Annotated in this window: 13 protein-coding genes; 5 read left to right on the top strand and 8 right to left on the bottom strand. The window is 69.8% G+C overall.

The window, feature by feature from the left end; translation table 11 throughout:
• Positions 1–16: 16 nt before the first annotated feature.
• Positions 17–478, top strand: coding sequence for a GNAT family N-acetyltransferase (locus AMS67_RS00855; protein WP_053385679.1), 462 nt, complete (start codon positions 17–19; stop codon positions 476–478).
• 19 nt (positions 479–497) lie between these two features.
• On the opposite strand, the gene AMS67_RS00850 is transcribed toward AMS67_RS00855, so the two are convergent.
• The 8 genes from AMS67_RS00850 to AMS67_RS00815 all read right to left on the bottom strand — a co-directional run bounded on the left by AMS67_RS00850 (position 498) and on the right by AMS67_RS00815 (position 9,085).
• Positions 498–956, bottom strand: a complete 459-nt coding sequence (locus AMS67_RS00850; protein ID WP_053385678.1) for a GNAT family N-acetyltransferase — start codon at positions 954–956, stop codon at positions 498–500.
• A 33-nt stretch (positions 957–989) separates the two neighbouring features.
• Complete coding sequence (locus tag AMS67_RS00845; protein ID WP_156316478.1) at positions 990–1,640, bottom strand: hypothetical protein; 651 nt, start codon at positions 1,638–1,640, stop codon at positions 990–992.
• Between the two features lie 81 nt (positions 1,641–1,721).
• Positions 1,722–3,305, bottom strand: a complete 1,584-nt coding sequence (locus AMS67_RS00840; protein ID WP_053385676.1) for an ATP-binding cassette domain-containing protein — start codon at positions 3,303–3,305, stop codon at positions 1,722–1,724.
• Positions 3,302–4,921: an ATP-binding cassette domain-containing protein gene (locus AMS67_RS00835; protein ID WP_075201157.1), complete on the bottom strand. Its 1,620-nt coding sequence runs from the start codon at positions 4,919–4,921 to the stop codon at positions 3,302–3,304. The genes AMS67_RS00840 and AMS67_RS00835 overlap by 4 nt, the downstream gene beginning before the upstream one ends.
• Positions 4,908–5,768 carry an ABC transporter ATP-binding protein gene (locus AMS67_RS00830; RefSeq protein ID WP_053385675.1) on the bottom strand — a complete coding sequence of 287 codons (861 nt, stop codon included), beginning with the start codon at positions 5,766–5,768 and terminating at the stop codon, positions 4,908–4,910. The genes AMS67_RS00835 and AMS67_RS00830 overlap by 14 nt, the downstream gene beginning before the upstream one ends.
• Positions 5,765–6,862 carry a FecCD family ABC transporter permease gene (locus AMS67_RS00825; protein WP_053385674.1) on the bottom strand — a complete coding sequence of 366 codons (1,098 nt, stop codon included), beginning with the start codon at positions 6,860–6,862 and terminating at the stop codon, positions 5,765–5,767. Before AMS67_RS00825 ends, AMS67_RS00830 begins: the two co-directional genes overlap by 4 nt.
• The gene (locus AMS67_RS00820) at positions 6,859–7,938 is read right to left on the bottom strand and encodes a FecCD family ABC transporter permease (RefSeq protein WP_241487951.1); all 1,080 of its coding nucleotides are present in this window, start codon (positions 7,936–7,938) and stop codon (positions 6,859–6,861) included. The genes AMS67_RS00825 and AMS67_RS00820 overlap by 4 nt, the downstream gene beginning before the upstream one ends.
• A gap of 76 nt (positions 7,939–8,014) precedes the next feature.
• A complete protein-coding gene (locus AMS67_RS00815) occupies positions 8,015–9,085 on the bottom strand; it encodes an ABC transporter substrate-binding protein (RefSeq protein WP_053385673.1) in 1,071 nt (356 codons plus the stop codon).
• A gap of 165 nt (positions 9,086–9,250) precedes the next feature.
• On the opposite strand from AMS67_RS00815, the gene AMS67_RS00810 reads away from it, so the two are divergent.
• The 4 genes from AMS67_RS00810 to AMS67_RS00795 all read left to right on the top strand — a co-directional run bounded on the left by AMS67_RS00810 (position 9,251) and on the right by AMS67_RS00795 (position 13,159).
• Positions 9,251–10,807 carry a helix-turn-helix transcriptional regulator gene (locus AMS67_RS00810; protein ID WP_162230799.1) on the top strand — a complete coding sequence of 519 codons (1,557 nt, stop codon included), beginning with the start codon at positions 9,251–9,253 and terminating at the stop codon, positions 10,805–10,807.
• 100 nt (positions 10,808–10,907) lie between these two features.
• Entirely contained in the window at positions 10,908–12,113 is a 1,206-nt protein-coding gene (locus AMS67_RS00805) for a variant leucine-rich repeat-containing protein (RefSeq protein ID WP_156316477.1), read from the top strand.
• A 49-nt stretch (positions 12,114–12,162) separates the two neighbouring features.
• The gene (locus AMS67_RS00800; RefSeq protein WP_156316476.1) at positions 12,163–12,597 is read left to right on the top strand and encodes a hypothetical protein; all 435 of its coding nucleotides are present in this window, start codon (positions 12,163–12,165) and stop codon (positions 12,595–12,597) included.
• Positions 12,598–12,913: 316 nt separating this feature from the next.
• Complete coding sequence (locus tag AMS67_RS00795) at positions 12,914–13,159, top strand: hypothetical protein (protein ID WP_053385669.1); 246 nt, start codon at positions 12,914–12,916, stop codon at positions 13,157–13,159.
• The last annotated feature ends 36 nt before the right edge of the window (positions 13,160–13,195 follow it).

Genomic DNA, 13,195 nt, shown 5'->3' with positions numbered 1-13,195 from the left:
CGAGGAAGATAGCCCGATGATGCTCCGGATCTCCCACGCGGACTTGACCGACGCGCAGTTGCACGCGTTCCTCACGGCGCACCTCGCAGACCTGGCACCGACGGCGCCACCGGAAAGCCGGCATGCGCTCGACCTCGCGGCGCTCGACGCCCCGGGCGTGCAACTATGGGTCGGCCACCGTGCCGGGGTGCTCGTCGCAACCGGAGCACTCAGCACAATTTCAGCGGATCACGAAGAGCTCAAGAGCATGCGCACTGATCCTGCCGTGCGCGGCGAAGGCATCGCATCGGCGATGCTCGCGCACCTGATCGCTGATGCTCGCAGTCGCGAGGTCAAACGGCTATCGCTCGAAACGGGCAGCATGGAGTTCTTCGCGCCGGCCCGGAACCTCTACGCGGCCGCGGGCTTCGAAACGTGTGAGGCATTCGGATCGTACGTCGCCGATCCAAACAGCGTGTTCATGACCTTGGAACTGTGATTCAGACCGGCTCACGGCCTCAGAGATCGAAGCGATGCGGCAAGGTGTCGCCGCTCTCGCGGTAGGGCACGAAGCCCAGAGCGCGGTAGTACGCCAACCCGGCTGCGTTGCTGGAGCCGATGCTCGCGTCGATCGCGGTCAGCCCGGCTTCTCGCGCGGCGCTCAGTGACACGGCGAACAAGCGCCGCCCGAGCCCGCTGCGCCCGGCGTCGGGGCTGATGTGGGTGCCGATGATTCCCCACCCCTCGGCCACGTCGTATGGGTTACCCGGCCACGCGCGCTTCAGTGATTGAAACCCCACCACGCGGCCACTGTGCTCGACGACCGTGCACGCCACGGTGTGCTCGGGGTCGAGGTAACGCTCGAAGATGAGCTCCTCCGTCACCGGTGCGGCCCGCAGCCCGGCTCGGTAAATCGCGTTCTGCACCTCGGCCATCTGGCCGGCATCGGTGTCGCGGGCCTCGCGGAGTTCACTCATGGAACTCATGCTGGCACGCCCGATCCGCGCCCCTCAACCTCCCGGGCACTCGCAGGGACTCCCGCTGTAACACTGGCACGGCGGCGGCCGGAAGTCGGACGCAGAGACAGACGTGCGCACATCGAGTCGAGCGAGGGGGACGAGATCCGTCGATTGCCCGTCGCCGGCGTCGTCGGCGACGGGGAGCCCTCGCCCTGCCGGGCACGCTGCGTCTTCTGTGTTGATGACCGGCTCATCGACGGGAAGGCGAAGCGCGAAGCACAGTCCCTCGGTGCGAGTTGTCGACGTCAGGTAGTCGCCGGCCGTGCCGGAACCAACGACAGTGAAGGTGAGCACCGAGCCATCGGACGTGGCATCTGCGCTCAGGAGCGCGGCCTCCCCCGGCCCGACTTCGATCGCGGTACCGGCGGCGACGCGTCGCGCATCGGTGATCGGCGAGACGCCGTCTGCAAGCATCGCGTCGACCGCACCGTCGACGTCTGCGGCGAGCGCGTCTCGGTGATCCCACACCGCCCGCTGCGTCTCGGTGATGGTCTGCGCAAGCCTCGCCTCCGCGGCAGTTCGGGCCTGCTGCCCCGCAATGACCGTGCACCCCGAAGTCAGCAGCATCGCGCCGACGAGAGCGGCGCTTGCGCACATCCGGATCGACCCACCGTGTCGCCAGCTGCTCGTTCGATTCAGCATGGTGCCCCCACCCCGCGTTTCACGCCAGGGTAGCGACGCGGCTGCGACAGCGGGGTATGTGTGTCACTGGCGCACCCCGCCTCACACCCCGAGCTCGATCCTCGCCGTCGGTCTCCAGATCGACGGGTCGCCGTGCGTCACCGCGACCACGGTCACCGGGAGCTCGCTGATCGCTGCGGCAACACGGCTTTCTGTTTCGGCGTCGAGGGCACTGGTGGCTTCGTCGAGGATCAGCACCGGCGCCTCGCGCACCAGCGCGCGGGCGATTGCCACACGCTGACGCTCGCCCCCGGAGAGCAGCGCACCCTGGTGACCGATCGCCTGGTCGAGGCCCTGCGGCGAGCGCGCGATGACGGCGCCGAGTTGGGCGCGTTCGGCTGCGATCCTCACCTGCTCGTCGCTGGCGTGGGGCGCCCCGAGGCGGATGTTCTCCGCGAGGGTTCCCGCGAACACGACGGGATCCTGCGACACGTAGGCGAAGCGGCGAGCGTACTCGGGCGACGCGAAGTCGGCGATCGATCGCCCGCCGAAGCGCACGGCACCCGACTGCGGGTCGTCGAAGCGCATCAGCAGTTCGAGCAGTGTGCTCTTGCCGCTGCCGCTCGGGCCGACGATGACGGTGCGCGATCGCTCAGCGATCTCCGCTGAGATACCGTGCAGCACTGGCCCGGCGTGCACCGCATCGATAGTGAGCGCTCCGTTCGCGGGCACCGCTGCTGGCTCGACCGGCTCGAGGAGGGCGGGGGCGCTGACGACGCGGTGGAAGTCGGCGATGGTCGAGCGGAGGTCGCCCCAGGCGAGTGCCGCCAGAGCGAGCCCGGTGATGGGCGCCGTGGCGGCGAGCGTGAGCACGAGCAGCCCCAGTGCCGAAGCCGCGGCGAAGCCATCGCGGGTGACGATGAGCAGCACGATGCCGATCAGTGGCAGCGCGGCGGCGATCCCGGAACCGACGGTCGCCAGCGATGCTGCCCGACTCGTGGTGGCGGCCGCGGCCTCCTGCTGATCCCACCCGGCAGCGAATCGCTCAAGCGCCCCGTCGGGGCCGGCGCCGCTGCGCAGCAGTTCGAGGTGCTCCACCAGCTCGAGCGAGGCTTCGGCGGCTGCGTGCTCGGCCGCATGCCGGGCACCGTCGGCGCGACGCAACGCAAGCTGGGCGACGAGTTGCAGCGCGAGCGCTCCGACGAGCAGCAGACCGAGCACGAGCCCGGTCGCCCACCCGAACACCACGCCCGCACCGATCGCGAGCAGGATCGGCAGCAGCGGAGCGACGATGAACGTCTGCAGTTGGTGCGCGGGCACACCCATGAGCGTGGGGATGCCGCGGCTCGCGACACCCGCCGCCAGCGCGCGGTTGCCCTCAGTGAACCACGACAGTTTGGCAACGGCGAAGGTGCGGCCGATCACGGCGTACAGCTCGCCGGCGAGACGCGCCCCCGAGAGGTATCCGGCCCGTGCAACGAGCACGGTGACGACCGCGGAGAGCGCGGCCGACAGCACCACCGCGAGCGGGCCGAGGCCGAGATGGATCGAGGCCGCGAGCAGCGTGTAGGCGCCGGCTTCGCAGAGGGCGACGAGCACCCAGCCGCCGGCCACGGCCAGCAGTCGTGCGCGGCTGCGCGGCGGCAGCTCGGCCCAGACGGAACGAGGGCGGGCGTGCTGGGTCATCGGGTCTCCTGGGCGAGGTCGTACGTGGCGCGGTCTGGGGCAGCGGGTGCCGCCGAAACAGGCTCAGACGGAGCCAGTTCGAGGCGCTCGTGAGCGGTCGCCGCGACGAGTGGATCGTGGGTCACGAGCACGATCGCCCGCTGCCGCTCTTCGGCGTCGGCGATGAGTTCGCGCACCACGCGGTCGGCAGTGTCGCGGTCGAGGGCACTCGTGGGTTCGTCGAGCAGCACGACCGGGGCGTGCGCCAGAAAGACGCGCGCGATCCCGAGCCGCTGGCGCTCGCCACCCGAGAGCGTCGCCGCGCCCGCGTCGAGCGCGACCTCGAGCTGTGCTCGCTGCAGGGCACGCTTGAGCTCGTCGTCGCCACGCGCCTGCCCATCGATGGTGAGGTTGTCACGCACGCTGGCGTCGAGCACGTGGGCGCCCTGGGGAATCAGCAGCGGCGCGTCGCCGTTGACCCGCGCGACGCGCACCTCGCCCGCGGCGATCGGCTCCCACCCGGCGATCGCGCGCAGCAGGGTCGATTTGCCGGCGCCGCTCTGCCCCACGATTGCGGTGACGCGACCGCGGGCAGCGGCGTGATCGAGGTGGTGGATCACCCGGCGCCCGTCGAGCGCCACCGAAACGGAGTCGAGCTCGATCGCCGCGTCGCCCAGCGGTGCACACGTGGGCGCTGCCGCCACCACCGGCTCGGCGAAGATCTGCTGCAGCCGAGCCGCGGCGGCCTTGCCGGCACGCACGTAGTCGAGCCCGTGCCCCAGACGCAGCGCGGGAGTCACGATGGCGAGACCGAAGAGCATCATGGCCGCGATGACCTCGGGTGAACGGCCGTATCCGACGAGGTACGCCACCGCGTAGGTGACAGCGGCTTGCAGGCACGCTGCCGAGATGGCGGCGGGGGTCGCGACGCGCGCGACCCAGGCGACCATGCCGTCGGTGAAGCGCTCGGTGGCGCGCTGGTACTCGGCGGCGGCTCCGGCCTGGGCGCCGAAGAGTCGGTTCACCCGGATGCCGCGCGCGTGCTCGCCAACGGCAGACTCGATGTCGCCGAGCACCGCTGCCTGCGCGGCGCCGTGCTTGGCGGCGATTCGCGGCACGATACCGAGGGAGTACACGGCAGCGAGTACTCCCGGAATCAATGCGAGCAATGCCACTGGCCCCGCCATTGCGAGGAGCAGCACCACGGTGGCGATGGGCACGACGACGAGCGTCGCGATCTCGGACGGGAGGTGCGCAACGGCGTGGTGCAGCGCGGCGATGTCAACGGTTACAGCCCGGCGCAGACGCTCGCTGCCGATGCGCGCCACGGAACTCGCGGGCAGGCGCACGAGGCGGGCGCTGAGCGTGCGCCTCAGCCGACCCGAGAAGCGGGCCTCGCCCGCGTGCGCTGCCCAGGCGGAGAGCCCGGCAAGCACTGCGGCGAGCGCCCAGCCGAGCACGGTCTGCAGCCCGTTCTCGGTGCGCGGGTCACCGATGAACCGCACTGCCGACCAGGTGCCGGCGAGCCCGACGAGGCCCGACGCCGCTGCGGCGAACACCGCGCTGATCAGCAGCGGTGCGGCTGGTCGCAGCGCATCGCGGAGCGGTGCGGTCGGCGCGGAGTCAGTGTGCGGCATGGTGATCCTCCCGGATGGTGCGAGCGGCTCTGCGCCCGAGCGGCACGACCTGCGGAGTACCCGTGACCGGGTCGGGCACGACGATGCACTCCAGCCCGAACACCTCGCGCATGAGCTCGGGGGTGAAGATGTCGTGGGGTGCCCCCTCGGCGACGATCGCGCCGTCGCGCATGGCGATCACGTGGGTGGCGTAGCGCGCTGCCTGGTTGAGATCGTGCAGCACGGCAACCAGGGTGCGCCCCGACTCGTGCAGTTCGGAGCAGAGGTCGAGCAGGTCGATCTGATGCGTGATGTCGAGGTAGGTGGTCGGCTCGTCGAGCAGCAGCAGCTCCGTCTCTTGCGCGAGCGCCATCGCGACCCACACCCGCTGGCGCTGCCCGCCGGAGAGTTCATCGACGAGGCGCCCCGACAGCTCGGTCACCCCGGTGCGGTGCATGGCGTCGGCGACGGCTGCGGCGTCGGCATCGGTCCACTGCTTGATGAGCTTCTGGTGCGGAAAGCGTCCGCGCGCAACGAGGTCGGCCACGCGAATACCCGCGGGGGCGACGGAGCTCTGTGGCAACAGTCCGAGTCGCCGCGCCACCTCCTTCGCCGGGTACTGCTGAATGCTCCGCCCGTCGAGCGTCACACTGCCCGAGTTCGGCTTCAGCAGGCGCGAGAGCCCCCGCAACAGGGTCGACTTGCCGCAGGCGTTCGGCCCGATGATGACGGTGAACGAGTCGTCGGGAATCTCGACGGTGATGCCGTCGCTGATCACCCGCGCGTCGTATCCGAACGACGCGGCATGCGCGGCGAGCCGCGACGCACCGTCGGTCGTCATCGCTGGAGGGGTTTCGATGGTGCTCATACGGCCTTCCGAGTTTCTCTGATGAGGAGCCAAATCAGGTACAGGCCCCCGAGCGCGACGGTGATGAGCCCGACCGGCACCGCCCGTGCGAACTGGGCGAACAGCAGCGACACCAGCTGGGCGGCGCTGACCAGCAGTGCACCCATGCATGCGGCTGCAGCGACCGAAACGCCGGGTGATCCGGACACGCGCCTCGCGAGCTGCGGCGCCGCCAGCGCGACGAAACCGATAGGCCCGGCGACCGCGGTCACGAGTGCGGTCGCCATCACCCCGACGATGAGCAGCAGCGGGCGGGTGCGGCGCGCGTTGACGCCCTGTGCGAGCGCGGAGTCGTCGCCGGCCTCGAGCTGCCGCAGCGACGGCGCGAGCAGCACCATCGCGCAAATGACCACTGTGCCGCCGATCACGGCGGGCACGAGCGCGGACCAGGTGAGCCCCGTCAAGGACCCCGCACCCCAGAACCCGATGGTGACGGCAGTTTCGGGGTTGGCGCGCGTGATCAGATACGCGTTCACCGAGCCGAGCACCGCAGAAATACCGATGCCCACGATGATGAGGCGGAAGCCTTGAATGCCGCCGCCTCTGCTCGCCAGCAGCGCGACGACGAATGCAGCGAGCAGCCCGCCAGCCAGCGCCGCGAGCGCGATCGCCCAGAAGTCGTTCGCACCGAGCACGAGCACGGTGAGCACCACGCCGGTGTACGACCCCGCGTCGAAGCCGATGATGTCGGGCGACCCGAGCGGGTTGCGCGTCACCGATTGAAACACCGCCCCTGAGATGCCGAGCAGCGCACCGAGCACCAGCGCGGCGACCGCCATCGGCAGGCGCCACTCGACCACGACGATCCGCTCGAACGCCTCACCATTGCCCGCCAGTACCGACAGCACCTGCGTGGGTCGCAGCGGATAGTCGCCGAGACCGAGCCCGATGACGCTCAGGATCACCGCGAGCGCGCAGATCACCGCGTTCAGGGTGAGCGCGCGTGATCGCACCCGCAGCGCGACGAGATTGCCCAGACGCAGGTCGCGCGAGCGGTACCCGAAATCGATAGGTGCGGCTGGCGCAGTTGCACTCGCCTCGACCGCCCGGCTCACAGCCCGCTCGCTTCGCGTCGACGCACCAGCGCGATGAGCACGGGCGCACCGATGACCGCGGTGAGCACACCGGCCTCGATCTCGCCGGGCGGGGCGATCACGCGCCCGATGACGTCGGCGCCGAGCACCATCGTCGGCGCCCCGAGCGCGGTGAAGAGCAGGATCCAGCGCTGATCCGGCCCCGTGAACCACCGCACGATGTGCGGCACCATGAGCCCGACAAACGCCAATCCACCGGTCAGCGCGGTCGCTGCACCGGCGAGCAGGGTGACCACGATGATGCCGAGCACGCGGGTGCGGGCGATGTTGGCACCCAGCGATGCGGCGAGGTCGTCGCCCAAGGCGACCGCGTTGAGGGAGCCGGCGATCACGGCGGCGAGCGCGAGGCCGACCACGATGAACGGCAGCACCGATCCGAGCTGGGCGAGCGGGGTGCGCGCGATCGAGCCGATGCCCCAGTTGCGGAAGCCGCGGAAGGTCTCCTCGTCCATCAGCGTGAGGAAGGTCGAGCAGGCGGTGAGCACGGCTGCGAAGGCGACGCCCGCGAGCACCAGAGTGATGGGCGAGGCGGCGCCCCGGCCGACCGATCCGATGGCGTACACGCACACCGTGCTCAGCACCGCGCCCGCGAGCGCGAACCACACATAGCCCGAAATCGTGCCGATGCCGAAGACGCCAATCGCGAGCGTAATCGCGAACGAGGCGCCGGCGTTCACGCCGAGGATGCCGGGGTCGGCGAGCGGATTGCGAGTCAGCGCCTGAATCAGCGCCCCCGACACACCGAACGCGATGCCCGCCACGACGCCGACCGCGGTGCGCGGCACGCGCAGCGACCACAGAATCGACGACGCCTCGGAGCCGTCGGGCGAGACGAGGGCGTGCCACACGGTGGCGACCGGAATCGCCTGCGCGCCGACGCCGAGGCTGAGCAGGATCGCCAGCGCGAGTGCCGCGAGCAGCGCGATGGCACCCAGCGATCGTCGCGCCGCCTGGCCATCGCGGGCCGACCCCGTGGGCACCGGCGCCTGCCGCACGCTGGCGAGAGGCCCCCGGCTTGGAGAGAGTGAGGTGGTCACCTCGAGCCTTTCCCGAGAAACGGGAGGGTGCACCGCAGCGGTGCACCCTCCCTGAGAGCAGGTGAGCGAGTTGCCGTTAGAGCACGTCGGCGAGCAGCGGCGCCACGTACTGGGCCGCCTTCGCGTTGCCGATCGGCCCGCCGCTCGTGATGGCCCAGAGCGGATCCCAGCCGTCATCGGTGCGCGGCGGCAGCGTCACGAGGTGGCCTGCGGAGACCGCGCCCAGGTTCTGGAAGAGCGACCCGTCGACGACCCCCGCGAACTCCGCATCCGAAGCGTGCGCGCTCTGGCCGAGCACGATGACGTCGGCGTCGATCTTCGACAGCAGCTCGTCACTGACGGTCGGATCAGCGGAGAACGCCGCCGCGCCCGGGTTCGGCGCGAAGCCCAGTTCTTCCAAGAACTCGGCCGGCGCCGAGTCGGGCTGCGACAGGTACTGCAGCCCCGTGCCCGCACCGTAGTAAATGGTCCAGGTGCCGGTCAGTCCGTCGAACTCCGGGTGCGCGTCGCGCAGGTCGGAGAGCTGCGTCTCGTAGTCGTCGATCACCGCGTCGGCGGCGTCGCTCAGGTCGAGCGCCTCACCGATGAGCCCGATCGAATCCTGCCACGGCGACACGAGCGCCTGCGAGGTTTCGGGGCTCGCGAGCACAGGAGCGATCGTCGACAGACGATCGTAGTAGTCGCTCAAGCTGACGCCGGCGAGACCGCCGAGCCACCCGACAGCGACGATGAGGTCGGGGTCGCTGGCGGCGATCGCCTCGACCGGAATATCCTCGCCCACGACGAACTCGTACGTATCGACGGTCTCGGCGCCGTACTCGGTGAGGTAGCCGCCCTCGGTGACCAGGCTCGAGCTCAGCACGGGCGTCACGCCCAGCGAGAACAGCAGTTCGGTATCGCTCGCGTTCGGCACGATTGCCGCGATGCGGGTCGGCCGCTCCTGCAGCACCGTTTCGCCGTAGGGGCTTTCGAGCGTGAGGGGATATGTGGCGTGCCCCTCTGCTGCGGGCATCGAGTCGGAAGACTCGGCGCCAGCGTCGCTCGTCGCCGAGGAGGAATTGGCGCAGCCGACCAGCAGCAGAGCGGAGATGGAGAGCGCGATGAGCGCGGTGGTGCGGCGCGCGGCGCGCACGGAGGAAGCGGGCATGATGTCCTTCGAAATTGGGCGAACGAGAAGTTAGGTTAGCCTTGCTCAGAACGGATGATTTGTCCTGAAGTGCAGATTTCATACCCAATTGCGAAAGGCGCCATGGGTCACGACTCGCCGCATTCACGGGCGCCCGCGCCCGCGCCGCAGGTAGCCCCGGCGCTCATGCACGGCCGCTCCGAGCGCGCGCCCGCACTGCTCTGGGTGCGCTCGGGCGTCGCGCACCTGGAGACGGTGCGGGGCGACGCCAGAATCGTGGCCGGCACCGCGGCGTGGGTACCCGCCGGCCTCTCGTACCAGTTGCGCACCGAAGCCGAATCAGTCGTCGTTCCCGTCATCGGCAACCCCGCAACGCCGATCGCGTCGATCACGCCGCTCGACGTCGACGCCGCACTGGGCGACTGGTTGCTCTGGCGCTTCGCGCAGAGCCTCGGCTTCCTAGCACCCCCTGTCAACTCAGGCCCCACCCTCGACCTCGTCGTGGGCGTCTCGCGCGACGGCTCGCGCGAGGCCGCTCCGGGCGCATCGCATCCGCCGATGCCGCGATCAAGCATCGCGCTGCAGATTGCGCGCGGTGTGCTGCGGGATCCGCGAACCCACGATGCGCTCCCCGCCATCGCGGCGGCGCACGCCGTGTCGGTGCGGAGCGTCGAGCACGCCTTCTCGCAGGAGACCGGCATGCCCTTCGGCCGCTGGCGCACGGCGGTGCGCATCGCTTCGGCTGCGCAGCTGCTGGCACAGGGCCACGACGTCGGCTGGGCCGCGGAGCACAGCGGCTTTCGCACAGCTTCGGGGTTCACCCGGGCGTTTCGCGCGCGCACCGGCCGCACGCCGAGCGAGTTCGCTCGTCAGAGCCTCGGGGCGCGGTCGAGGGTATTGCCGCAGCCACCGGCTCAGGCTCTACACGACGCCCGCCCCGGCGCCGCATTCCCCGGCGCCGCAGCGCCCGAAGCTGGGCTGCCCGATACCGGGCTGCCTGCCAGTCCGCCGGCGATCCCGAGCGCCACGAGCTGGGAGCGCATCAACGACTTCCATGTGCTGATCTGGGTGCATCGCGGGCGCGCCCGCGCGACCGTCGGCGACCGGCTCATTCACCTGCAGCGCGGAGACGCGCTGTGGCTTCCGGCGGGCGTGCGCAATCGAGTGGATCTCGATGCCGGGGCGATCCTGCTGCCCCTCGGGTCCGTGCCCGGCCGCACCGGCACCGTGCCGCCATCACCCCGCGCCCTGCGCCTGCCCGCCGAAGCCGACGATTTCCTGCTGCACAACGCCGTCGCCAACTACAGCTGGATTCGCCCGCAGGGGCACGACGCGTTTCGAGTGACCCGCTGGTTTTTGAGCGCGATCGCCACTGAATCCGAGCCAGTCGCCGGTCGCCCGTCAGCCGCCGCCGCGACCGTCGCCGCCGAGACGCGCACGCACCCCGACGCCGGCACGAGTATGGACGAGTGGGCAACCGCGCTGTCGGTGCCGAGCGCCCAGCTCTCGCGCGAGTTTCGGGCGGCGTACGGGCAACCGTTTGCGCGCTGGCGCGCGCAGCTGCGCATGACGCTTGCCCGCCAGTATCTCGAAGAGGGGATGACGGTGCGCGAAGCCGGCCAGCGCGTCGGCTACGCGCACGCACCCGCGTTCTCGCGGGCATTCACCGCGCACCACGACATCACTCCGAAGCGCTACCGGGCGAAGGCGACCGAAGCGGTGACGGAGCTGCTGGTGCGGTAGTGGGGTACGTCAAGCCTATGGATACGATGCGTCGCTCAAGAGCAGCGTCGCCGCCACCTGAGACACTGAGTGCAGACGAGATGTGCAGGAGACCCGAATCGTGAATTCGCCGCAAGACGCTGACCGGTATGCGGCGAACGCACGCGGCGTACCCCCGCGCGTGCTGGCCGATATCGCCGCCCGCCGCTGGGATCTGCACGCCGAGATCGCCGCGAACACCAACGCCTACCCCGAACTGATCCAGTGGATGCGCGCCGTGAACCCGGCAGCATTCGCGTACGCGCCGATGCCGCCGGCTTCGCCGGTGGGTGCGCTAGGTGCGGCGGGCGCGGTGGATTCGGTGGGCGCGCCCATCCCGGTGCGTGCGCCATCGTGGCCTCAGTCGCCTCCCGCACCTCGGCGACGCAGCGGCGCCGGATGGTGGTTCGCCGGCTGCGGGTGCCTGGTCGTCGCCGTGATCGCGATCATCATGCTCGTTGCCGCGCTCGGCTTGGGTACCGCCGTATCGGCGCCCGATACTCGCGACGTTTCGCAGCCCCTCCCGTCTCAGAGTGCTGCTCCCGACACCCCGCAGGCTCCGCCTCCGGCCTCTGACCCGGAAGTCGACGCGCAGATCTCCCGATTCGAGGCAGACCGGCCGCGAATCATCGAACTCGCCGCCCAGCTGGAGGGCAACCCGGTCGCACCGCTCGTCGCCGACCTGCGCACCTTCAGACTCGACGAGAAGCGCGCCGCCGACCCGACGATCGGCATCTACGAAGCCAAGCCCATCGCGGAGCGGGCCGCTGCGTTTCGTGCAGAACTCGAACAGAGCGTGGCCGCTGCCGAGGCACGCCGCTCAAATGCGTCGGGATCACTGACGGAGGGCATCGTCGATGCAGCGGGCAACGGCTTCATCGACGTGCAGTACGACGCCGCAACGGCCTGCGTAAGCGAGCCGAGGCCGGGCAAGGAGAACATCGGCTGCGTGCTCGCGGCCCAACCGCTCACGGTGCATCTGTTGCCCGAGGCCGAGGTCGGCAGCGAGTGGATGAATCTGATGCTCGTCACCCACGAACTCGCGCATGTGTATCAACGGGCTGACGACCAGGGCGCCGAAGACTACTCGGGCGCCTACAACGATCTGCTCGCGCAGGGCATGTTCCAGGGCAGCAAAGAAGTCATGGCCGACTGCTACGCGCTGACCTATTCCGACCAGTGGTCGCTGAGCAACGGGTCGGAGAGCCAGGGGTACGGATACGTCTGCGACGCCGCCGAGCGACAGGCGATACGCGACTGGGCGGTCAACCTGAACGTGCCGCTCTGAGCTTTCGTGCTGCGACGCTGCGACGACATCGCGGACTAGCCTGAGTTGCATGGAGATGTCACTCAGTGGCCGAATGGGCGGCCCCGAAGCAGGTCGGTTCCACGCGTCGCTGGTGCAGTTGCGACAACACGGCAAGGAGGCGCTCGCGTCGCTTGAGGTGTCGGGGGTTGAAACCTGCGAAATCGCGGTCTGGATCAGCGGAAGCCTGACCGACTACGCGTCGGGGGCTGCTGACACCGGCACCTCATCGAGCCCGACACACTCATCGATGAAGTACTTCTCGCGTGACTCGCGTCTGGCGGTGAACATCGTGGTCGGGCGTTCCACCGTCGAGCACATCGCGGATGGCGGCGAAGCGGCCGCACTCGCTGAATGGATCTCTGCGGGGTTCGACGACGCTCACCGGCCCCGAAGCGTGCAGAAGCTCAACCTCACGCCGCTCGCAGCGTCACTCCGCAGCGCGGTGGGCGGCGGCGCCGGCTGAGCGCAGCTCGCAGCGCCCCTCGCGCCCCGCCCCTCGCACCTCGTGCAGCGCATCGAACGCACCCTTCTATTTCGAGTGCACCAGCGCTTCGAGCATGCACTCGAGCGAAACCGGTGCGCTCGGTGCGCGCCATGCGAGTGAATGCGACGCACAACGCTGATGAGCCATCAGGCTCAATTCAGTGTCTGCGCGCCGAAACCTCGGCGAACCTGACCGTTCCCGCAGACCTCGGAATGTCTCCAAACCGATCTCGGCAGTGCTCCGAACCCCGCATGTGACCAACCCGGCACATCACCGTGAAACGAGGAGCAGCACAATGAAGCAGTCGACCCGCACCTTTGCCAGCGCCGCCACCGCAGCAGCGATTTCGATCGGCGCACTCGCCGTCACAGCCGTTCCCGCGAGCGCGGTTGAGCCAGCGCAGTCCGCGCAAACCCCCGTGGTGGCACCCGCCACGTCGGCGAGCGCCCAAGGTGCACTGATCGACGGCCCGCTCATCAATGGCCCGCTCATCGACATCGGCGGCATCCTCAACTTCCTGCAGATCGGCCAGTTCCAGTAACGCTGCACCGACGAACGGCGTCACGCCGTAAGCCGA

Origin of the sequence: Leucobacter japonicus (genome assembly GCF_001273855.1) — a bacterium.
Classification (GTDB): Bacteria; Actinomycetota; Actinomycetes; order Actinomycetales; family Microbacteriaceae; genus Leucobacter; species Leucobacter japonicus.
This window is presented reverse-complemented; position numbering and strand designations above follow the sequence as displayed.

Excerpts from the sequence above, each read along its gene's own strand:
- AMS67_RS00845 (WP_156316478.1), bottom strand. The coding sequence starts at position 1,640 with ATGCTGAATCGAACGAGCAGCTGGCGACACGGTGGGTCGATCCGGATG.
- AMS67_RS00840 (WP_053385676.1), bottom strand. The coding sequence starts at position 3,305 with ATGACCCAGCACGCCCGCCCTCGTTCCGTCTGGGCCGAGCTGCCGCCG.
- AMS67_RS00835 (WP_075201157.1), bottom strand. The coding sequence starts at position 4,921 with ATGCCGCACACTGACTCCGCGCCGACCGCACCGCTCCGCGATGCGCTG.
- AMS67_RS00810 (WP_162230799.1), top strand. The coding sequence starts at position 9,251 with ATGCACGGCCGCTCCGAGCGCGCGCCCGCACTGCTCTGGGTGCGCTCG.
- AMS67_RS00850 (WP_053385678.1), bottom strand. The coding sequence starts at position 956 with ATGAGTGAACTCCGCGAGGCCCGCGACACCGATGCCGGCCAGATGGCC.
- AMS67_RS00815 (WP_053385673.1), bottom strand. The coding sequence starts at position 9,085 with ATGCCCGCTTCCTCCGTGCGCGCCGCGCGCCGCACCACCGCGCTCATC.
- AMS67_RS00855 (WP_053385679.1), top strand. The coding sequence starts at position 17 with ATGATGCTCCGGATCTCCCACGCGGACTTGACCGACGCGCAGTTGCAC.
- AMS67_RS00800 (WP_156316476.1), top strand. The coding sequence starts at position 12,163 with ATGGAGATGTCACTCAGTGGCCGAATGGGCGGCCCCGAAGCAGGTCGG.
- AMS67_RS00795 (WP_053385669.1), top strand. The coding sequence starts at position 12,914 with ATGAAGCAGTCGACCCGCACCTTTGCCAGCGCCGCCACCGCAGCAGCG.
- AMS67_RS00830 (WP_053385675.1), bottom strand. The coding sequence starts at position 5,768 with ATGAGCACCATCGAAACCCCTCCAGCGATGACGACCGACGGTGCGTCG.